The organism is Pleurocapsa minor HA4230-MV1, assembly GCA_019359095.1.
Classification (GTDB): domain Bacteria; phylum Cyanobacteriota; class Cyanobacteriia; order Cyanobacteriales; family Xenococcaceae; genus Waterburya; species Waterburya minor.
In genome coordinates this window covers 303,815-325,127 of sequence record JAHHHZ010000020.1, presented here as the reverse complement: position 1 = coordinate 325,127, position 21,313 = coordinate 303,815, and the positions used below count along the sequence as shown (strand labels likewise).

Genomic DNA, 21,313 nt, shown 5'->3' with positions numbered 1-21,313 from the left:
TTTAAGATATATTTAGCGTCCATCAAATTAAGAACTCAAAATTAAAAACTAATCTATCTAACGTTTAAACCAGAAAAAAACTAGACAAAATGACTACAACTATATCAACAACAGCAACCACAGAACAGTTAAAAAGTGCGATCGCCACATACAAAGACCAAGTAGACTACCTCGAAATTCGGGTTGAGCAGAGCGAATCTACAGGGCTTTCTTTTCGCGGTAAACAGTTAGACTCCGTAGATCGTAGTTTTTCTCTGGGGGGAGGCATTCGCGCCTGTCATAAGGGTGGTTGGAGTTTTGTTACTTTCAATGGCTTACAAGAGCTTAACACCAGAATCGAAGAGGCAATTTCCCAAGCCAAGTTAGTCGGGAAGGAAGAGACGCAGCTAGCCACAGTTGAACCGATTGAAGATTATGTGCCAGAAGAAATTAAACGCGATCCGCGTACAGTGTCTCTCAAAGATAAGCGTGAACTATTAGAAGCCTATAACGAGATCTTGCTCAATTTTGACCCGCGCATTCAAACCACCATGGCAAGTATTGGCGATCGCTTTGCGACTAAAACTTTTATTAACTCTACTGGTAGCTGTATTGTCCAAGAAAGACTAGATATCAACGGACGGTTTGCGGCGATCGCTAAAGGAGAAGACGGAATTGTCCGTCAGGGTTTTGAATCGGTTCATTCGCGTAATGATTTTGATGCTTTAGTAGGCATTGAAGATCGGGTTAAAGGGGCAGCCGAAAGAGCAGTCAGACAGTTGGAAGCGAAATCTGTTAAAGGTGGTCAATATACGGTAATTCTCGATCCTTATCTCTCTGGGGTGTTTATTCACGAGGCTTTTGGACATCTATCTGAGGCGGATTTTGTCTATGAAAACCCCAAAATGCAGGAATTACTAACTTTGGGTAAACCGATGGGCATTAAACAGTTAAATGTGGTTGATGATGCCACGATGGAAAATTTGCCTGGATCGATGAAGTACGATGACGAAGGAGTCCCAGGACAACGCAAGTATTTAATTAAAAACGGTGTCTTAACTGAAAGATTACACTCCCGTGAGACAGCAGGCAAGATGACTGAAGCACCTACAGGCAATGCTAGAGCAATTCGGGCTAACTATCCTCCCATTGTCAGGATGACTAATACGGCGATCGAGCCTGGAGATACTCCCCTAGAAGAAATGTTTGCAGGGATTGAAGAAGGGGTTTATGCCGTCAGAATGCTGGGGGGACAAACCAATGGCGAAATGTTTACCTTTGCAGCAGCCGAAGGCTACATGATCCGTGATGGCAAAATTGCTGAACCAGTCAGCGATGTAACTTTATCAGGTAATGTCTTTCAAACTCTCCAGGATATAGATGCAATTAGTAGCGACACTTTATATACCAATGGTGGTTGCGGTAAAGGAGGACAAATGCCTTTACCAGTGAGCGTTGGCGGGCCTCATATTCGGATCAGAAACGTCGTAGTTGGTGGCAGATAAAACAATTTTTTAACGATTGATATTGTTTGAGAGTTGGGGACTTAGGGACTTGGGGCAATAATCATAATTAGCTCCCTACTTCCTATTTCCTATTTCCTACTTCCTATAGTAACTCTTCACCTAAAAACTCTCGAATCTCTTTGTCTCGTAATAAACAGCTATCTTCTACTTGATGACACCGATCCTGATCTCCAGACTCAGATAATACTGCGGCGACTAAGAATTTGCTTGCCGATTGAGACTGTCTTAGCTGTTTTACTTCTTGTTCTAAAGACTCAATGCGATCGACTAAAGTACGAATTACCGCTGCTTCTGAATCGGGTAGATTGCCATGTTCTAAAGGATCTACCTTGACTCCTGAACGATAAATTACTCTACCAGGTATACCAACTACCGTACAGTTGGAAGGCACGTCTCGCAACACTACCGAACCTGCACCAATACGCACATCATTACCAATCTGAATATTACCTAAAACTTTTGCCCCACCGCCAAGTACCACGTTTTCCCCCAAGGTAGGATGACGTTTTCCCGTTTCTTTTCCTGTTCCGCCTAAAGTAACTCCCTGATAGATTAAGCAGTAGTCACCAATAATTGCAGTTTCACCAATCACCACTCCCATGCCATGGTCGATAAATACCCCTTGACCAATTTGCGCCCCTGGGTGAATTTCAATGCCTGTGAAAAAACGTGCTAAATGAGAAATGAAGCGCGGAAAAAAAGGAATGCCAATTTGATAAAGCCAATGGGCAATACGATGTAAAGATAGGGCCTGTAGACCTGGATAACAAACTATCACCTCAAGCCAGTTGCGGGCTGCGGGGTCGCGTTCAAAAATGATGCGAAAGTCAGCGACTAGTGAGGAAAGCATCCTTTATTATCCCTTATTGATTAATGTTTAAGATGGACGAAACTATTTTATCTTTTTCAGGGCATTTGTGAGATCTATAATTTGGAGTAATATCACACCAAATATAAGTTGTGTTTAGTTAATTTTTGACTAATTTGTGACTCCTACTTTAATTAGAGCGTTTTTAAAACTTCTGCCTGTTGAATCAGCCATTTTTCTCCTTGACGAATTAACTGATAACGCACTAATAAGTTATCGTCATAGGATTGAGCATTATCTAGCTGACCCGATTGGTAGTGTTTGGCGATTTCTTTTACTTCTGCTTCTACCGTTGCCTTATTTTGATCGTTCGGGTCTACTTTTGCCGATCGCATGACGATCGCATGTTGATACTCTCTATAGCTGTTTTCTGCTTGATATAGTTTAGCGCTTGCCCGCCAAGTAGTTAAGAGAGGTTCTGCCAAGATAGTGTTTAACTGGTCAATTTGATGTTCCTTACCAAACGCAGCAGCTTTACTATTTAACCAATCTTCAATTGTCTGTTGGGATTGCTGAGTCAAAGTTAATTCGGGCTTAGGTTCGACTGTTACAGGTTTGGGCTTGGCCTTCTGCGGGGGAATTTCTACCGAAGCTTGATTAAGAGCGATCGCCAACTCCGCCTCACTAGCTGTTTTGGTTGGTGAAGATAGAAAAAGCTTCATCCCGCAATAGCCAATCGTGCCGATGCCTAAAATCAAGCCGATTATAAATAGCCAGCCTCGCCAAATTGTCTCAGGGCTGCGTTTTTTCTTCTTCTTACCAGCTTTTTTCTTCCTGGCTTTTGTCTGTGCCTTGCGGATGACAGATTCTGGTACAGCTCTAGTGCTTTCTGTCTCTAGAGGTAATGAAAGAGATTTTCTGGGGCTAGATTGATGATGAGTATTTTGAACTGAAATAGGGGTGGATTGAGACAGAGGCTTCACTTCTGAGGCGGTAGTAACTCGATCGCGTTCAATAGTGGCAGTAGACGAACCCTTATACTCACTGCTGTTAGCTCCTGCCATCTCTTTTTGGGCAAAAGCAACACGGGACGCACCGACGGTTGATTTCTCTTTCGAGAACATATTACGCCATAAAGACATAATGTTTAAATTTGCCTTTTCAGCTCGATCCTTACTGTTTTGCCCTGCTGCTTGCGAAGCTGATTGCTCGCCTGTAGTTTCGGCGATGGTGGGTGGTGCTAATTGTTCTAGATAAGCTTGTACTTCTCGATCGGCAAAATATTCTTTAAGGGTCAGTTCGGTAGCTAATAAATCGCTAAATTGACCCAGGACATCTTGTAATAGCCACTGTTCACCATAAAAGCACAATCCTGGTAACAAGTCAGAACTATCCAAAGCATGTTGTTGCACCTGCTCAAGTTGACTGGGATCGGGAGAATTTTCTAATTTATAAATTGCTTTTTCTGCATGTCCTAACAACAAAGCGGCGATCGCCTGTTCCCAGCTAACATCTTGTTTTTCACTCAGATAATCTAATTTTCTCTGGGCGCGCAACACCAATTCTGGTTGTTTAAGAGCAAATCCTCGTCCCAACAGGGCATAAACTGCCAAATAATTAGCGATCGCTGATTTTTCCTGACTCTCACTATCAAACAGTTCTTGTTGTTCGGCGGAAGTAAGATATGTTCTCAACTGCTGTATAAAACATAAAAACTGATCGAAGTTTAGACCAGAGCGATCTTCTCCTTTACCCTCAATCCCCTGACGCTGGAGCAACATAGACTGCAATAATTTAAACCCTTCTGTCCTAGCAGGCGACTGGGCGGGATTGCGCGAAATTAATTCTAAAACTCGGTAGGGTCGAAGTTTAGCTAAATCTTGTTCTAACTCTACCTGCAAGTGAGGAAACAAACTCTTTTGCTGGAGCAGATCGATGCCTAATGCACCCGACAGTGCTGCATTTTCATATTCCCGACGATGCCACTGCTCCCTACCTAACTCCATATAGGCCAAAGTCAAAACCAGAATTAAATCTTCTTGAGTTGTGTCGAGAGCCAGCTCATTTTCTGGTTGCTGTTTCCGCTGTTTTATTTCTCGACTGTTAAATTCATCTATCCCCAGCTTGAGAACTGTTTCATACTCCCCCAATTCTTGCAAAATTAATAAAGCCCCAACAATCTGGGTTGCCGAAATTTCAATCATCGGGTTGGCTCGATCAATACTTTCTTGTGTTACCTCCTCCGCTACACCTGCCGTTTTAGTCTCAGCTACTGATTCACTCTTCTCGATTAATTCTGGAGTTGCTAGAGGCTGCATATTTAGCAAAAACTGCGCATCGTAACTAGCTCTTTGATCCGAATTGGACAACACCTGATACGAGTATTGAATTAATTGCTGACGAGCTTCCACTGCCTCTTCGCTATATTCACGACGAGGCTTCTGTAAAAGACGATCATTACAAGCCTGCTCTAACTGTGCCAAAGTAGCTTTGACAGGAACACTGAGAATACGGTAATAGTCGAGGGGGATTCGCACGATAATAGATTCCTCTGGACGGCTTTACGTCCTGGTAAGTGACAAGTAAGTGTAAGAATAGAAAGTTCTTAGCCGAACTCTTTCATCGGGATTTCGACAATCTGGTACACTCGAAAATCCCATGTTGCGCTTTTTGCCAGCATTCTAACTCAACTTTGTTTAAACCACATAAAATAAACAGATTTATTTGAGAAAATACAGACATCTGTAAACTTTGCTAAAAAAATATGAATAAAACACAGCCAAAAATCATTGTGATTGACGATGACCCCACAGGCTCTCAAACAGTACATAGTTGCCTATTACTAATGCAGTGGGATATAGATACTCTGATGCAAGGTTTACAGGATAGCGCGCCGATTTTCTTTATCCTGAGTAACACCAGAGCAATGAATCCCGAACAAGCGATCGCCACTACCCAAGAAATCTGCCACAATCTCAAAATTGCGATCGCCAACACAGAAACTAAAGACTTTTTGGTGGTAAGTCGCTCCGATTCTACCCTACGCGGACATTATCCCGTTGAAACTGATGTCATTGCCCAAGAATTGGGTGGTTTTGACGCTCATTTTTTGACTCCAGCTTTTTTTGAAGGAGGCAGGATTACCGTCGATCAAACTCACTATCTACTCATTGATGGGGTTAAAACTCCTGTCGCCGAGACAGAATTCGCTCGCGATTCAGTGTTTAGCTATAGTCATAGCTATCTTCCCGACTACGTTGCGGAAAAAACTCAGGGTCAGATTACCCCAGAGCAAGTAGTTAAATTTTCTTTGTCTAATATTCGTACAGGTAAAATTCAGTCTCGCTTATTGGAGCTTAAGGATAATCAGTGTGTGGTGGTTGATGGCGAATGTCAAGAGGACTTTGATTTACTAGCGACGGCAATTTTACAGGCGACTGCTCAGGGCAAACGCTTTCTCTTTCGCTCCGCTGCTAGCTTGTTGACTTCTTTGGCACAGTTGGGAGAACAGCCAATTGCCGCCGAAAATATGGCACGCTACCGACCGACGGAGCAACCTGGAGTAGTTTTAGTGGGTTCTCATGTACAGAAAACCACCCAACAGCTCAATCAGTTACTCAAACAAGAGCAGGTGGTAGGAATTGAAGTTGATGTCGTGGCTTTACGCGAGCGTCCGCAAACCAAACAGGCGATTCTGGAGTCAATTTTTGCGACTATTGAAGAGGTCTTTGCTCAAAGCAAAACTCCTGTAGTTTATACCAGTAGGGCAGAATTAAGTTTTGACGATATACAACAAAGATTACAGTTTGGCGTGGCCGTTTCTGCTTTATTGATGGAAGTGGTTCAAGGTTTACCATCCGACCTGAGTTTTTTAATTAGCAAAGGGGGTATCACCTCAAATGATGTTCTCAGCGTTGGTCTAAACTTAACTCAAGCCCGACTTTTAGGACAGATTCTCCCAGGTTGTTCCGTCATTCGTACCGCACCGAATCATCCTCAGTTTCCCAATTTACCAGTGGTTTTATTTCCAGGTAATGTCGGCGAGCAAAATAGTTTAGTCGCTGTTTGGCAACGCTTAACAATTTCGTAATCTTTCATTGACAGAAACTTACGTTAGTATGTGAAGCGTGAAAACAGAAATACTTAGACAGTAGACATACGTAGATATACGGATGATCAGGATGGTTGCATGACTTTCGAGCCTACTATCTCCCTGGATAAAAATGACGATCTGACTGATTCGTCTCCTCTCGTCAATCGCTATTCTCAAATTTATTTGAAGCACGATGACGAACAAATGTTACTGGTACTACCCAGTCAAGCAGAACTTAGTGCTGATTTACCTTGGTCAGAGACTTGGCAAGAGCTAAAACATCTGTTACAAACCAAGGAGCAATCTTGGCAAGTAGGGACAAATGTGTGTTTAGTTGCTCAAGATCGGCTGCTTGATGCCAGACAATTACAAACTATTGCGGAAACTCTTAATGATGTAAAACTATCACTTTTGACAGTCAGCACTAATCGGCGACAAACGGCAGTGGCAGCAGCGACTAGCGGTTATTCCGTACAGCAACAAGCTGTTGCTCAACCTTTGATTAAACCAGCGAGTGACTCAGAAGAACTTTCTACCTTAGCAGATCCGCTGTATTTACAAAGTACCGTTCGTTCTGGAGTAGAAATACGCCATCCAGGAACTATTATCATTTTCGGCGATCTCAATCCAGGTGGAAAAGCGATCGCCGCAGGAGACATTTTGGTGTGGGGTCGTTTGCGGGGTATTGCTCACGCAGGAGCGCAAGGGAATTCTCAATGTCGAATTACGGCACTACAAATGGAATTTACCCAGTTGCGGATTGCTGACGCTGTTGCTAGAGCGCCTAAGTTAAGACCTAGGCGTTTATCCCCAGAGTTAGCCTTCATGACTACAGAGGGAATTCGTTTGGCGAAAATTTCCGAGTTTACCAAACGCTATATTTTCTCGTCGCCAAGCAAGGCATGGATCGATCAAAATCAAGCAAAATAATTACAGCTACACAAATCGTAAACAAGCAATATGAGTCGTATAATTGTTGTTACTTCAGGCAAAGGAGGAGTGGGTAAAACCACCACCACATCTAATTTAGGAGCTGCGATTGCTAAACAGAACCGTTCTGTTGCTTTGATAGATGCTGACTTTGGACTCAGAAATCTAGACCTGTTATTAGGCTTAGAAGAGAGAGTTGTCTATACTGCGATCGACGTTTTAGCTGGAGAGTGTCGTCTGGCACAAGCTCTGGTCAAAGATAAGCGCCTTAAAGGCTTAGTGTTGCTTCCGGCAGCGCAAAATCGTAATAAAGAGTCAGTTCAACCTGAACAGATGAAGAAGATCGCCACTGCCTTGGCTAAAGGCTACGATTATATTTTAATCGATTGTCCCGCAGGTATTGAATTGGGTTTTCGTAACGCCATTTCTGCTGCTGAAGAAGCCTTAATTGTTACAACTCCAGAGGTGGCAGCCGTAAGGGATGCAGATCGTGTAATCGGCTTATTGGAAGCGGAAGGGGTCAACAAAATTAACCTAATCGTTAATCGAGTTAAACCCTGGATGATTGAGGAAAATAAAATGATGAGCGTCGAAGACGTACTTGAATTATTAGGCGTGCCGTTAATTGGTGTTGTCCCTGATGATGAGAAAGTAATTGTCGCGACTAATAAGGGAGAACCTTTAGTCTTAGGAGAGTATGATTCTCTTCCTGCTCAAGCATATCTTAATATTGCTCGTCGTTTAGAAGGCGAAAAAGTACCCTTTTTGGACTTAATGGCAAATCAAGGTAATCTTTTGACTCGTTTGCGTCGGATGTTTGGTGGTTAATCAACATAACTTAGTTGAATTTTGCCAATACTTCCGTGAACAACGCTGCTTGAGTCTGTTCGTCCAATGTAGACCATGTTAAACATGATTAGAAGGTTGCTGGAAATGATTTTTCCCTGGAATAATAATACCAATAGTCGAAGTCACGCTAAAAGTCGTTTAAAACTAATTATTGCTCACGATCGCGCCAGCATTAATCCCGATATGATGGAAGCTATGCGAGAAGAAATCCTCGACGTAGTAGCACGCTATGTTGAAGTAGATCGCGATGAAATGGAATTTTCTCTTTCTAACGATCAACGCATGACTTCTTTGACGGCTAATTTACCAATTCGTCAAATTAAACGTATGGGTGAGCTTACAGAGCGGCTCAAAGAAAATAAATCCCTAGATTTACAGTATCTAGATGTTGTCGAAATCGATCAAGAAGCTGAGGCTAAACCCAAAACTCAATAAGAGTTTACAGTAAATTGTTAATTTACCTTCTGCTCGATCAACATGAGTTAGATTTTGTCTAGTAATATCTAGCTAGATAGCCAGTAATTCTCAAAGGATTTAGTGGCTACAACAATGTTGAAAATTATTATTAATACTTATATTTGGTCACTTTAAATTTGCTGAATTTACTAAATATATGTTTCCCTTAAACAATTAGCAATATAGTCTAGTGAATAACTTGATAGTTAAACAATAGATTCAGTTCGCTCTGATTTACCCTTAAGTGATTAAGGTTGATGGGGCGAATTTTTTTGATATAGCAATCCTAAATGAAATGAAAAATTTTTACTATCTACTACCTACTACCTAAAAACCAATCAATGTAGTTTCATGAATCAAATAGGACTGCTATAGCGTCTTGATTTTTAACTCGATCATTCTTTTGTCCCCACCAAATAAAAGTCAAATGATATACTAATAGATCCTCAGCAAGCTGCAAAATATTAGAATGGCGGAACAAACAGCAGGCGTTAAGATAGTTAGCGATAATCGTCAGGCTCGTTATCTTTACGAAATACAAGAAACCTACGAAGCAGGAATTGAATTATTCGGCACAGAAGTTAAATCAATTCGCGCAGGCAAAGTCAACCTTAGAGATGGCTATGCCTTTATTAAAAATGGCGAAGCTTGGTTAAGCAACGTGCATATTTCGCCCTACGAAGCAGGAGGCAGTCATTTTAATCATGAGCCTCTAAGAATTCGTAAATTGTTGCTACACCGTAAAGAAATTAACAAACTGATTGGACAGACAGAACAAAAAGGTTTAACTCTTGTTCCTCTAAAAATGTATTTTAAAGGAGGCAGAGTTAAAGTTGGAATTGGTTTGGGTAAGGGCAAGAAACTTCACGATAAGCGGGAAGCTTCTAAAAAACGTGACGATCAACGCGATATGGCAAGAGCAATGAAGCGAGAATAAGCCTCTTGTATTAATGCTGTTTGTTTAGCGATTGTTGTTTGAGACTTGGGGAATTGGGGAATTGGGGACTTGGGGCAATAATCATAATTCTCTCCCTACTTCCCTACTTCCCTACTTCCCTACTTCCCTACTTCCCTACTTCCCTACTTCCCTACTTCCCTACTTCTCTACTTCCCTATTTCCTATTTCCTATTTCCTATTTCTTACTTCCTAGATAGATCTTTTCATTAGCCTTAACCGATTTAAAAAAGTCCACAACAGGGCGAGGATAATCTACCCCTAGCTTCACTCCATAATGTACTTGTTCATCTTGAGTCAACTTATCAGGCTCACGAACTTTATCTCCAGGTAGAGAAGCTAATTCTGGTAGCCAATGTTTAATATATTGCCCTTGAGGATCGTAGTCTTTTGTTTGCTTGGCAATATTAAAATAACGAAAGCCTCGCGCATCGTTACCTACCCCCGCAGTGTAATTCCAGTTACCCCAGTTGCTACAGACATCGTAATCAATCAGCAGCGACTCAAACCATTCTGCGCCCATGCGCCAGTCGATACCCAGATTTTTAGTTAAGAAGCTAGCTACATTTTGTCTGCCACGGTTAGACATAAAACCAGTGGCTGCTATTTCTCGCATATTGGCGTCAATCAACGGATAGCCAGTTTTTCCTGCTCGCCAAAGATCGAAGCGTTGCCAATCTTGTTTCCAGGCAATTTCTACTCCCTGCATTCCCTCAATCCTAAATACCTGATTGCCATGTTTAGCCACAATAAAGCGGAAGAAGTCGCGCCAGATAAGTTCAAAGACGAGCCAGTAGGTTGAGTCGTTTTTGACTCTTTCTGTCTCATATTTAATCACCTGATCGTTAATATACCGTGGGGAAATGCAGCCTAAAGCTAGCCAAGGGGAAAACTTAGAAGAATAATTTGCCCCCAGCATCCCGTTGCGGGTTTCTTTGTAATCTTTAAGGCAATCTTGCTGCCAAAAATATTCTTGTAATCGTTTAATTGCCTCAGTTTCTCCCCCCTTAAATTTTAATACCCCCCGTCGATCCAATTCGGGAGTAGATAGACCAAAATCGATTAGGGTAGGAATTTCCCCTGGTTCAATTTCTGGTAAAGGTAGCAGTTGCTTCGGCGCAGTCAAAGACTGATTAATCTCTGACTTTTTCTCTACCTGCTTACGAAAGTTGGTATATAACTCTGGAGTTTGTTCGATCGCAAAGGGTAAATCCTCTGGTAAATATAGCGTTGCTTCCCAGTAAGAATTTACCTGAATATTTTTCGCCAAGAGAGCTTGCTTCAGCTTCTTCTCAACTTGCTTCTCTTGGCTAGTAACCTCTTGACTATAACAAACTCGATCTACTTTTAACTGCTCGGCGATCGCTGGTATAATTTTTTCAGGTAAACCGCGACGCACTACTAAATTACTACCTAATTTCTGAAACGAAGCACGCAAATCCGCCACAGATTCAATTAAAAACTGAGCGCGATAGTTACCCGTTTTGGGAAATCCAAAAGAAGTCTCGCCAAAATTGCGATCGTCAAAACAGTATACAGGAATAATCTCAGCCTGCTGCTCCACCGCTTCATCTAGCGCCAGAAGATCGTGAACTCTCAAGTCGCTGCGATACCAAATTAAAATTCTTTGAGTCATTTTATTATTTCAAACTATAAAAGTAATATAAAATGTTGTCTTAATTGGTTTTAAGAAGGAAAACATAGATGTGAATAAGCTAGAAATTTAACCATGCAGAATCTAAAAGATAAATATTACGATTTAAAAGCCTGTGTACTAAGTCAACTGAAAAGAACTCATCATGTTGCGAGTATAACAACTCCAGAATTAGCTTCTAAGCTATTATTTATCAATTGCGATAGTGTTAAATTAATGACAATTATTAAACAGATTATGTACTATAGTCCAAGTAAGTCGGTTGAATGGTACTGTGAACAAGCTGTTACTTACTTAAATCGCCAACTTTAATCAGCAGCTAGATGAATATTAAATGTATATAAATTGTTTTTTACTGATAGGATCTACAACTTAGTCTTATTCCAAAAAAAATTTGATTGGACAAAAAAACTGCTTTTTTTAGCCATAAATTTAATATCCATCGCGAGCAGTATCTGTAATTTGTTAGATGCTAATTGTATGATTTTAACCTATTCTAGTGATCGTTTTCCAGCAATAGACATAAACAACATTAAATATCAAGTTTGTAATGAAGAGTTAAACTAAAATTTTTTCCCATTCCCTAATTCTTTAACATTATTTAATTATTAAACCTAACCTAACTTATCCTGAAACATTTTAATTCTAATTATAGAATAGCTAATTTAACTGCTCTTCGTTTTAAATCATTGAACTTTAACCAATGGATTCCAGACAATATGCCCCAGCGACTCAACGTAATCGCGAGCCGATTCTCAAGATTCTCTCGGAAACTTTACCGACCAAGAGTAATGTGCTAGAAATAGCGAGTGGGACGGGAGAACATGCCATTTTCTTTGCTTCCGAGTTAAAATTATGTCGCTGGATTCCTTCTGATGTTGATTTTGGGGCGAGGGAAAGCATTCTTGCTTGGAAAAATACTTGTCTTGTGGATAATTTAGAGTTACCCTTGCTTATCGATGTAACCCAAAACGATTGGCAAAAGCAGGTGAAAAATCGCGAAATTAACGCCATCGTTAATATCAACATGATTCATATTGCTCCTTGGCAGGCTTGTTTAGGCTTAATTCAAGGGGCTGGACAAATTTTACCTGATGATGGCATTCTTTATTTCTATGGCCCATATAAGCGTAATGGAGAGCATACTGCTGCAAGCAACGCCAGTTTTGACCATTCTTTACGCGATCGCAATCCTCTTTGGGGCGTGAGAGATTTAGAGGAGGTAGTCGAAACAGCAGCAGCACAAAACTTAAAATTACAGCAAGTTATTGAAATGCCTGCTAACAATTTATCCGTTATCTTTAGTCGCTGAATATTTAGCTTATAGACCAGCATATTTTATGAAGATCAAAATTTTTCTAGCTGACGATCAATATCTAATGTTAGAAGGCATCAAAGCAATTTTAAAACATGAGCCAGAAATAGAGATCGTCGGTACAGCTCAAGATGGTCATAGTGCGGTGACTCAGGTAATCAAACTACAGCCCGACTTGGTTTTAATCGATATTGAAATGCCCAAGATGAACGGTATTGTGGCTACGAAATATATCTGCAAACACGTACCCGATACTAAAGTAATTGTGTTAAGCAGTCATAAACAACAGAGTTACATCACCGAGGCTATACGGGCAGGAGCATCAGGATACCTTTCAAAAGATAGTTTAATTCAGGATCTTAAACGGGCGATTCATTCTTTGGGTACAAACTATGCCCGCGCTGAAGGTAACTTACTCACCCAAACAGTCGAACGCAAACAAACGGTAAATATTGTTAAGTACCCCAAAAAAAGCTTGTATCTGCAAAGATACCGCAAAAGTATTTATCAACCAGCCCTAAAAAAGCAGCGCCTTCAGATCAAACAAAATAGCAATACTTTAGTTCGCAATTCAGCTAATGGTATTAGTAAAGCTAGTTTAGCTCCTATTTTTGATTTTGATTCTCTCTCAGCTCAAGAAATTCGCCTGCTCTACCGAACAAAGTCTCATAATCGCCGAGCTTACTATCAACCGCCATTTAATCGCCAACGCTATATTCAAAGAATCATTTTAATGCTGATCGCGATCGCCAGCTTCGTCATATCAGTAATTGCTTTTTAAATTTACTTAATATTTACTTTAGAGGCCACCAGTCAACTTTATCCCTAGTCGCGCCATACACTACCTTTAACCCTTCAGGATCGACCACCGTTACCAGATCGTTTTGCGCCTTATGAGGTCTTAACATTCCCGCTTTGGTTAAACCTTTAAGCACTTGCTCCACTGTACGGTTGTTTAACTGACAAGCCTTGGCAATGACTTCTACTGGCAGATCGAAAACAAACATATCTCCTTGAGGTTGATTACCTAATTCCCTTTCTTGATAAATTAAAGCCCGCAACAAAGCTGCTACTGCTTGAGGAGGATAGGTACTACAGTTAAGCAAATGATATTGAAACTTTTGCTGTAGCTCAAACATTAATCCATAACGTTGGCGAAACACTTCAGATTCCTGATGGATTAAGCTGATAGTTGCTAAAGGAATTTTAATAACGTCGGTTGTTTTATAGGCTTCTACTAGGCTAGGAAAAGCGCGTGAAAACTTTCCATAGCTCAAAGCAAGGTCTTGCATCCCAAAACAACTGTTACGGTAAGTAATGGCAATAATGCGGTCTAAGGGAGTGCTGCGGACGACAATTGGGCCACCATCAACTATTGCATAGAGATGTTCTAAGGTCGAGTCAGGCTTAAATGCTGTATAGATGGGACGGCTTGAATAAAGTTTTTCTACAACAAGCGGCTGGGAATTAAGACACTTGGCAATTAAAGCTGGGTCTAAATCTTTAAATAAAAAATTATGCTGAGTTAACGTTTCTAAACTGTCTGCTGACTCTGATTTTGGCAATTGCTGATTAGCTTTTTTCATAATTGAAATCTTATCGACCTATTAAAAGTTTAAACAACTCTGGGACAATCCTCTACTAATTCAAAATCAATTTAGATCTATTTTTAATTAAGTTTCAATCCATTTAAATATTTTTTACGCTCTACTTTGATTTAAAATACCTGATTTTGCCTAATTTTAGCTAGATTTGGACATGAGAGTAAGAAGATAAAAATCTCGTCGCATTTTTTAGCTAGTAAAATTTACTAATTTTATTTTTTCCAAGGTAGTTTAGTTCCCATTTCCGTTACTGCGGAGAAAATTAAGTAGCTGATTAAGAAGCCGACTCCGAGCAAAAAAGGGACTAGATCATTTTCCATGATTGATTAAAATTGAGACGACCAAATAATCTTACCAATCCTACTGCTGTAAATTCTGACTTAAATCATAAAAACGTAGAGTGATTTAAGGGCGATTTGGAGAGTGCGATCGCCGTATATTGAATTCAACTAATGATTACGTTTTCTATAAAAATAGTAGTCCTTGCAAATCAGGAAGCTAGTCTGATAAATATAGCTACCAAGATAAAGATATATGGCGATCGCAACTATTAACCCCGCAACTGGGGAAACTCTCAAAACTTTTACGCCTCTGAGTGATGCTGAAATAGAAACTAAGCTAGCTTTAGCACAATCTACTTTTAAGTCATATCGCCAAACAACCTTTGCTCAACGTAGCCAGTGGTTGAACCAAGCAGCAGAGATCTTAGAACAAGATACCCTTAAGTTTGCGGAGATTATGACCACAGAAATGGGTAAGACGCTCCAAAGTGCGATCGCCGAAGCGGAAAAGTGTGCTAAAGTTTGTCGTTTTTATGCCGAAAAAGCACCTGAATTTTTAGCCGATGTAGCGATCGCTAGTGATGCCAGCCACAGTTATGTAGCATATCAGCCTTTAGGTACAATTTTGGCGGTGATGCCCTGGAATTTCCCTTTCTGGCAGGTATTTCGCTTTGCTGCGCCTGCTTTGATGGCGGGGAATGTGGGGCTGCTTAAACATGCTTCTAATGTGCCTCAATGTGCGTTGGCGATCGAGTCGATTATTGCGCAAGCTGGATTTCCTCCAGGGGCATTTCAAACTTTATTAATTGGTGCGAGTCAGGTTCAATCGATCGTGGAAGACGATCGCGTCAAGGCAGCAACTTTAACTGGAAGTGAGCCAGCAGGGGCAGCATTAGCCTCGGTTGCGGGACAACAGATTAAAAAGGTCGTGTTGGAATTAGGCGGTAGCGATCCGTTTATTGTCCTGGAAAGTGCCGATATCGAGGAGGCAGTCAGCACGGCAGTTAAAGCTAGAATGCTGAATAATGGACAGTCTTGTATTGCTGCTAAACGGTTTATTGTGGCAGAAAGTATCGGCGATCGCTTTCAAGAACAACTATTAAACCAGTTTCAAGCTCTAACTATCGGCGATCCAATGCACAAAGATACCGATATTGGCCCATTAGCAACAGAAAGTATTCGCTCAGAGTTAGACCAGCAGGTTAAAGCAGCAGTGCAGCAGGGAGCCAAGATTTTAACTGGTGGAGAGCCAATTACAGATCGTCCAGGCAATTATTATCCCCCCACAATTTTGATAGATATCCCTGTGAATTCGGCGACGGCGCAAGAAGAGTTTTTTGGCCCTGTAGCATTGTTATTTCGCGTTCAAAATCTTGATCAGGCGATCGCTTTAGCCAATCATATTCCCTTTGGTTTAGGCGCTAGTGCCTGGACGAACAATCCTGAAGAAAGCCAGCGTTTAGTTAGCGAAATCGAAGCGGGAGCAGTATTTATCAACGGGATGGTTAAGTCCGATCCTCGTTTACCTTTCGGTGGAATCAAGCGCTCGGGCTATGGTCGAGAATTAAGTAGCCAGGGGATTCATGAGTTTGTCAATATTAAAACTATTTGGATTAAGTAAATAGGAAGTAGGAAATAGGAAATAGGAAGTAGGGAGATAATATCAAGTCCGCTTAAGTGCTTTTAATAAAATCTTTGCGCTTCTGCGTCTTTGCGCGAGTTTTAATTGGAATTGTTTAAACGGAGTTCATATAATATGATTATTGTCCCAAATCTTAAACAACAATCGTTAACCGAACAGCATTGGGGTGGGGGTACGATCAATTAAGCTCAATCACAACAGCACATCTGTCAGCTTGTTAATATAGTTCTGCATCTTTAAACTGCTGACTCTGCTGGATCTTCTGAGCATTTGCTGCTTCTCCACAACTACGAGGAGTTGGAAAGATTTTATCTGGATTAGCCAATCCTTTTTGGTTTAATGCCGTGCGAATATACTGCATGGTTTCGAGATCTGTAGAGTTAAACATATAGGGCATATAGCAGTTTTTATCTGCACCAATACCATGCTCTCCTGATAAACTACCTCCTGCATCGACACACAGCTTGAGGATCTCGCCACCAATTTCTTCTACCGTAGCAAATGCTCCTGGCACATCATTATCATAGAGAATCAAGGGGTGAAGATTGCCATCGCCCGCATGGAACACATTGGCGATTTTATAGCCATAGCGATCGCTTAAGGCATTGATTTCCGCTAGCACTTCTACCAGCTTGGTGCGAGGAATTACTCCATCCTGAACAAAATAATTAGGACTCATTTTTCCTGCTGCGGCAAAAGCAGCCTTTCTACCCTTCCATAGTTTGGCGCGAGTATCTAAATCATCAGCACTAGTAATCCCTGTCGCGTGATGCTGGCGACAGATCGACTCAACTTTTGCTTGATAAGCTTCTACTTCTACTTTTAAACCGTCTAATTCGACTAATAATACTGCTGCTGCTTGGCGATCGTAGCAACCTGTATTAACAATGTCTTCTACAGCATTAATACTCAAATTGTCCATAATTTCCATTCCCGCAGGAATGATGCCCGAACTAATAATTTCGGCTACCGCTGCTCCCGAATCTTCTACAGTTGGGAAGTTAGCTAATAAGACAAATACCGATTCAGGACGCTTGAGAATTCGTAGAGTAATTTCGGTGGCAATCCCCAAAGTCCCCTCAGAGCCTACAAATAGACCTGTTAAGTCGTATCCAGGCATCTCAGGTACCATACCGCCGACATCAATAATCTCGCCTTCGGTAGTGACTAGCTTGAGGCTTAAAACATGGTTGGTAGTTACACCATACTTTAGACAATGAACTCCCCCAGAGTTTTCCGCCACATTCCCGCCAATCGAACAAATAATCTGACTGGAAGGATCGGGAGCATAATAAAAACCTGCTCCACTTACCGCCTGAGTCACCCAGTTGTTAATTACTCCTGGTTGGACAGTAATACAGTGATTATCTAGGTCTTGAGCTAAGATTTGATTCATTCTCGCTGTTACAATTAGCACTCCCTCCCCATGAGGCAAAGCACCACCAGATAGACCCGTCCCTGCACCCCTAGCAACCCACGGTATATTATGGTCATGGCATATTTTAACCGCAGCAGCGACCTCTTCTGTGGTGCGGGGTAAAACCACCAAAGCGGGACGCTGACGATAGCTCGCCAAACCATCACACTCGTATGTCAGCAGTTCTTCTTTTCGCTGGATCACGCCATCCTTACCAACTATATCTTCAAGCTGTTTTACTATCGGCTGCCACTTGTCTTTCTTAGCTAGAAAAAGCTTACTTAAAACCATCGCAATTATTAAATCTGGTTATTTTCTCCCTATCGATCATGATATCTGACTTGATGAATTGAGCTAATTCAATCAAAATTTAACCAACTAAATAAATTTGCTGCTGAAAGTTGATAACTAGCTAAAGCTTCTAAAACCAACAAAATATCACGATCGGCTTTGACTACGGGTGTTACATTTGGTTCAAAAACCACCACTGATTCATCTTCAGGATCGATCAACCAGCCTAGTTTTGTACCTTGACTCAAACAAAAAGTAATTTTTCTAATCACTCGATTGGGAGATTGATTAGGAGATAATATTTCAATTGTCCAATCTGGAGCAACCTCAAACTTATTAGCAATTCTTCCACTGGTTTTTAAGGGAATATTTTGCCACTCAAACACCGCTACATCAGGAACAATAGAACTTCCTGCAAAAGTACAACGCAACTCTGGAAAGGCACAGGCTAGCTTTTGTGGTTTCCCTACTCGATTAATTTCTGTAACCAACCCAGCTTGCAAAACACTATGCTCTCCTTGTGGCATCGGCTTCTGAGATATTTCTCCTGCTAGATATTCTTGTTCTGGCTTTGTTTCGACAAGTTGCAAGAATTCTGCCAATGTCGGTTTAGATATAGTCTGATTAGGTAAATTCATTTTATTTTTGACTATACTTTCATTATCCATGATAACCATTTGAAGTAAAGCGATCGCAACTTCAACCACTTCTAATGAGGGTTTGTAATCCAAAAACAGGCTGGAAAAAACCGCGATCGCTTTTAGTTTAAGATTGAAAACAGAATCCGTGGTTCTAAATTAATCAAGTTGTTCAATTTTAGGCGTACCATCCGCTTCAATCCAGATTAATTGCTCGATGCGACAGGTTTGAGCATATTGCTTAACTGCTGCTGCTGGGCGATCGCTTAATTCTACTTCTACTTTAACGGACTTTTCTTGTCTTAGCTGGCGAGCATATTGCAGCGCTGCCGATGCTGCTGCTGGAGAGGTAGGAATAACTAAACAGTCACTACTGGGTGCTTGTTGCGGTAATTTATTGGTAGCCAATAGACAAGAGTGTAGATCTTCAATAGAGAGGTAAAAGCCAATGCCTGGAGAGGTCTTTCCTTGGGGATCGTATAGTCCGAGTAATTGATCGTAGCGTCCGCCTTCAGCTAGAACATAAGATTGATGATCTTGGAAACTAACGACCTTAAACACTATTCCCGTATAGTAATCAAAAGTTTGTAGCAGACTCAAATCTAAAGTTAGGGGGAGCGGTTTTTCTGAGCTACTGTTGAGCAATTCAATCAGGGATTTAAGATTATTTACCGTTGCTTGGGCATCAGCGTCTAAATCCAGAGTAGATATTTTATTCAGCACATCTTCTGGCTTACCTCTCAGGTCAAATAAAACTAAAGCCTGTTTTTTTAGCTCTGGGTCTAGCTCTAAACCTTCAAGGGTAATACGGTCTAGATTAGCAATACAGTTACGGACTGAGGTGCGGATTGCTGCGGGGAAAACTGCTAACAGCGATCGCGTTAATCCAGCTTCCCCCAATAAAATTGACCAATCGGGAATTTCCAAATCATGTAAACATTCTGCCAACAACAAAATTGTTTCGGCATCGGCTAAGACACCACCAGCAAATAGTAATTCGACACCTGCTTGATAAAACTCTAGCTGACGACCATGATGGCTGCCAGAGGCATTACGAAATACGTTGGCACGATAGCAAAGACGCTGCGGATCGCTATTACCAGCCATGCGTGTCACTGCTGCACGGGCGATCGAAGCAGTAAGTTCAGGTCGTAAACCTAAAGCATGTTCCCCATTGTTACGCAGTTGAATTACCTTATCTGGTCTAATTGCCCCACCTGCTGTTAGGGTATCTAGCCATTCTAGAGTAGAGGTGACAATCCGCTGATAGCCCCAGGTTTGAAACTGATGCTGAAGGCGATCGTTAATCCAACGTTTTTGCTCTACCTCTAAAGGTAATAAGTCTCTTGCTCCAGCGGGTGGTTGATAGATCATTTCTAATAAGTGTAAGAATTGCGACAAGCCAAATGAGCGAGATCTACTTGCTCGCTAGAGTACTTCCAGTGCATTCTTCTTGACAAAATGCACCAAAACTTTCGACTTAGATATTGAATGCAATATCTACTGGTGTCATCTTACTTTTTTTTCGGCCCAAAAAAACCACTAAAGAAACCACTATTCCCAGGTTTGTTATTTTTGTCAGTAGATTTACTATCACTACCAGGATGAGATGTTTTAGATTGATTGGTTGTTCTATTTAACCTATCCAGAGCTTTTTTGCTTTCCATCACAATTTCATTATGGGGTTCAGCTTGAAAAGCTTTGTCAATATGAACTTTTGCCATAGTCAACTGCTTTTTATGCAGATAAGCTCTACCCATTACGGCATGAGTAACACCATGATTAGGATTAATTCTTAAAGCATCTTTTAATTCTTGGATTGCTTGATCGAATTCTCCCTTAGAGATGTACTGTTGCGCTCGAGCGATAAAAGCATTAACTCGTGAATCTGTGGTCGGTTCTTCTACAGGGCTGGGAGCTACAGAAGACTGGGTTGGAGTTACAGAAGACTGGGTTGGAGTTACAGGAACTTGACTGGGTTGAGCTGGAGCGGGAGCTGCTGGAATACGACTACGGTTAATTCCGCGATCGCTTTTTAACATTAAGTAAACTAAATTTAGCTCACTAATGGCTTCAATTAGCTCTCCTGATTGTGACAAAGATTGATATTGCTCGGTAGTTAATTGTTTTAACAGCTTAAGATAAACTAACTCAGCACCATCTCCAGCTTTGAGCAAATCCTGAGCCAACTGGCTTTTAACTGGCAAATTATTTTTATTAGCCGCTAGTTTTTTGCCAATTTGAGTCAAAACTAATTGGTGTTCAGCAAAAGCGCTTTTGCGCGATAGTTGCTCATAAGCAGGATTAACCAATCTTGATAAAATCTGTTCTGCTGTTCTGGCTTTAGCTGGATCAGAGCGACACTTATCTGGATGTAGCTGTTGCGCTATTTTGAGATACTGTCCACGAATTTGCTTCGCTTCAGCGTCAATTGATACACCTAATATGGCGTGGTGATCGGTGATATTGAGTTTAAAAAGTCCCTGTTTAATCGCAAAAGACATATAAAAATAAAGATATAAATGAGCCAGCAGTCAAACATATCCTGGTGGAGGAAACGTCAATTTACAGTAGTTTTCGATTGAGTAGACAGATTAATTTATCGAAGTAATGGGTAATGGGTAGTAGGTAATAGATAATAGGTAATAGATAATAGGTAATGGGTTCTATTCAACTGAAATTCGCTGTAGATTGAACGCTGTCTTAATATAGTTCCCCAAAGTTCTGAGGAAATAACCACAAAGTTAATTATTCAATTCCAGAATTTAGAGCTAATTGATTTTGTATCTGTACAATTTTGTCTTCTAAAGCTGATTTCGGCAACTTATTTTGAGCAAAAAATTAGATTTTAATCATTAAGTAAGATCCCGTCTAG

Annotated in this window: 17 protein-coding genes; 9 read left to right on the top strand and 8 right to left on the bottom strand. The window is 41.0% G+C overall.

What is annotated here, in order from left to right; genetic code table 11:
- Positions 1-89: 89 nt before the first annotated feature.
- Positions 90-1,484, top strand: a complete 1,395-nt coding sequence (locus tag KME09_12055) for a TldD/PmbA family protein (protein MBW4534659.1) — start codon at positions 90-92, stop codon at positions 1,482-1,484.
- A gap of 103 nt (positions 1,485-1,587) precedes the next feature.
- Here KME09_12055 and cysE read toward each other — a convergent pair whose 3' ends face one another.
- On the bottom strand, positions 1,588-2,355 hold the full coding sequence (gene cysE / locus KME09_12050) for a serine O-acetyltransferase (GenBank protein ID MBW4534658.1): 768 nt from the start codon (positions 2,353-2,355) through the stop codon (positions 1,588-1,590).
- Positions 2,356-2,507: 152 nt separating this feature from the next.
- On the bottom strand, positions 2,508-4,850 hold the full coding sequence (locus KME09_12045; GenBank protein ID MBW4534657.1) for a DUF4101 domain-containing protein: 2,343 nt from the start codon (positions 4,848-4,850) through the stop codon (positions 2,508-2,510).
- 227 nt (positions 4,851-5,077) lie between these two features.
- Here KME09_12045 and KME09_12040 point away from each other — a divergent pair, with 227 nt between their 5' ends.
- The 5 genes from KME09_12040 (at position 5,078) to smpB (ending at position 9,578) form a co-directional block, all read left to right on the top strand.
- A complete protein-coding gene (locus KME09_12040; GenBank protein MBW4534656.1) occupies positions 5,078-6,403 on the top strand; it encodes a four-carbon acid sugar kinase family protein in 1,326 nt (441 codons plus the stop codon).
- 99 nt (positions 6,404-6,502) lie between these two features.
- Entirely contained in the window at positions 6,503-7,336 is an 834-nt protein-coding gene (minC, locus tag KME09_12035; protein MBW4534655.1) for a septum site-determining protein MinC, read from the top strand.
- Positions 7,337-7,366: 30 nt separating this feature from the next.
- The gene (gene minD, locus KME09_12030) at positions 7,367-8,164 is read left to right on the top strand and encodes a septum site-determining protein MinD (GenBank protein ID MBW4534654.1); all 798 of its coding nucleotides are present in this window, start codon (positions 7,367-7,369) and stop codon (positions 8,162-8,164) included.
- 87 nt (positions 8,165-8,251) lie between these two features.
- Positions 8,252-8,620, top strand: a complete 369-nt coding sequence (gene minE, locus KME09_12025; GenBank protein ID MBW4534653.1) for a cell division topological specificity factor MinE — start codon at positions 8,252-8,254, stop codon at positions 8,618-8,620.
- A 490-nt stretch (positions 8,621-9,110) separates the two neighbouring features.
- A complete protein-coding gene (gene smpB / locus KME09_12020; GenBank protein MBW4534652.1) occupies positions 9,111-9,578 on the top strand; it encodes an SsrA-binding protein SmpB in 468 nt (155 codons plus the stop codon).
- Positions 9,579-9,774: 196 nt separating this feature from the next.
- Here the strand turns inward: smpB and KME09_12015 are convergent, their stop codons facing one another.
- Positions 9,775-11,232, bottom strand: a complete 1,458-nt coding sequence (locus tag KME09_12015; protein ID MBW4534651.1) for a DASH family cryptochrome — start codon at positions 11,230-11,232, stop codon at positions 9,775-9,777.
- A gap of 721 nt (positions 11,233-11,953) precedes the next feature.
- Between KME09_12015 and KME09_12010 the strand changes: the two genes are divergently transcribed.
- Entirely contained in the window at positions 11,954-12,562 is a 609-nt protein-coding gene (locus KME09_12010) for a DUF938 domain-containing protein (GenBank protein ID MBW4534650.1), read from the top strand.
- 28 nt (positions 12,563-12,590) lie between these two features.
- Complete coding sequence (locus KME09_12005) at positions 12,591-13,346, top strand: response regulator transcription factor (GenBank protein MBW4534649.1); 756 nt, start codon at positions 12,591-12,593, stop codon at positions 13,344-13,346.
- 13 nt (positions 13,347-13,359) lie between these two features.
- Here KME09_12005 and KME09_12000 read toward each other — a convergent pair whose 3' ends face one another.
- On the bottom strand, positions 13,360-14,151 hold the full coding sequence (locus KME09_12000; protein MBW4534648.1) for a Crp/Fnr family transcriptional regulator: 792 nt from the start codon (positions 14,149-14,151) through the stop codon (positions 13,360-13,362).
- Positions 14,152-14,703: 552 nt separating this feature from the next.
- Between KME09_12000 and KME09_11995 the strand changes: the two genes are divergently transcribed.
- Positions 14,704-16,071 carry an NAD-dependent succinate-semialdehyde dehydrogenase gene (locus KME09_11995; protein ID MBW4534647.1) on the top strand — a complete coding sequence of 456 codons (1,368 nt, stop codon included), beginning with the start codon at positions 14,704-14,706 and terminating at the stop codon, positions 16,069-16,071.
- A gap of 238 nt (positions 16,072-16,309) precedes the next feature.
- Here the strand turns inward: KME09_11995 and glcD are convergent, their stop codons facing one another.
- The 4 genes from glcD to KME09_11975 form a co-directional block, all read right to left on the bottom strand.
- The gene (glcD, locus tag KME09_11990) at positions 16,310-17,800 is read right to left on the bottom strand and encodes a glycolate oxidase subunit GlcD (protein ID MBW4534646.1); all 1,491 of its coding nucleotides are present in this window, start codon (positions 17,798-17,800) and stop codon (positions 16,310-16,312) included.
- 68 nt (positions 17,801-17,868) lie between these two features.
- Positions 17,869-18,438 carry a Uma2 family endonuclease gene (locus KME09_11985; protein MBW4534645.1) on the bottom strand — a complete coding sequence of 190 codons (570 nt, stop codon included), beginning with the start codon at positions 18,436-18,438 and terminating at the stop codon, positions 17,869-17,871.
- A gap of 159 nt (positions 18,439-18,597) precedes the next feature.
- Positions 18,598-19,812: an ATP phosphoribosyltransferase regulatory subunit gene (locus tag KME09_11980; GenBank protein ID MBW4534644.1), complete on the bottom strand. Its 1,215-nt coding sequence runs from the start codon at positions 19,810-19,812 to the stop codon at positions 18,598-18,600.
- A gap of 140 nt (positions 19,813-19,952) precedes the next feature.
- Positions 19,953-20,942, bottom strand: coding sequence for a DnaJ domain-containing protein (locus KME09_11975; GenBank protein ID MBW4534643.1), 990 nt, complete (start codon positions 20,940-20,942; stop codon positions 19,953-19,955).
- Positions 20,943-21,313: the final 371 nt, after the last annotated feature.

Bases quoted from the DNA above. Each gene is read 5' to 3' on its own strand.
- KME09_11995 (MBW4534647.1), top strand. From the start codon at position 14,704: ATGGCGATCGCAACTATTAACCCCGCAACTGGGGAAACTCTCAAAACT.
- KME09_12015 (MBW4534651.1), bottom strand. From the start codon at position 11,232: ATGACTCAAAGAATTTTAATTTGGTATCGCAGCGACTTGAGAGTTCAC.
- smpB (MBW4534652.1), top strand. From the start codon at position 9,111: ATGGCGGAACAAACAGCAGGCGTTAAGATAGTTAGCGATAATCGTCAG.
- KME09_11980 (MBW4534644.1), bottom strand. From the start codon at position 19,812: ATGATCTATCAACCACCCGCTGGAGCAAGAGACTTATTACCTTTAGAG.
- minD (MBW4534654.1), top strand. From the start codon at position 7,367: ATGAGTCGTATAATTGTTGTTACTTCAGGCAAAGGAGGAGTGGGTAAA.
- cysE (MBW4534658.1), bottom strand. From the start codon at position 2,355: ATGCTTTCCTCACTAGTCGCTGACTTTCGCATCATTTTTGAACGCGAC.
- KME09_12000 (MBW4534648.1), bottom strand. From the start codon at position 14,151: ATGAAAAAAGCTAATCAGCAATTGCCAAAATCAGAGTCAGCAGACAGT.
- KME09_11975 (MBW4534643.1), bottom strand. From the start codon at position 20,942: ATGTCTTTTGCGATTAAACAGGGACTTTTTAAACTCAATATCACCGAT.
- KME09_11985 (MBW4534645.1), bottom strand. From the start codon at position 18,438: ATGAATTTACCTAATCAGACTATATCTAAACCGACATTGGCAGAATTC.
- KME09_12040 (MBW4534656.1), top strand. From the start codon at position 5,078: ATGAATAAAACACAGCCAAAAATCATTGTGATTGACGATGACCCCACA.
- minC (MBW4534655.1), top strand. From the start codon at position 6,503: ATGACTTTCGAGCCTACTATCTCCCTGGATAAAAATGACGATCTGACT.
- KME09_12005 (MBW4534649.1), top strand. From the start codon at position 12,591: ATGAAGATCAAAATTTTTCTAGCTGACGATCAATATCTAATGTTAGAA.
- KME09_12010 (MBW4534650.1), top strand. From the start codon at position 11,954: ATGGATTCCAGACAATATGCCCCAGCGACTCAACGTAATCGCGAGCCG.
- glcD (MBW4534646.1), bottom strand. From the start codon at position 17,800: ATGGTTTTAAGTAAGCTTTTTCTAGCTAAGAAAGACAAGTGGCAGCCG.
- KME09_12055 (MBW4534659.1), top strand. From the start codon at position 90: ATGACTACAACTATATCAACAACAGCAACCACAGAACAGTTAAAAAGT.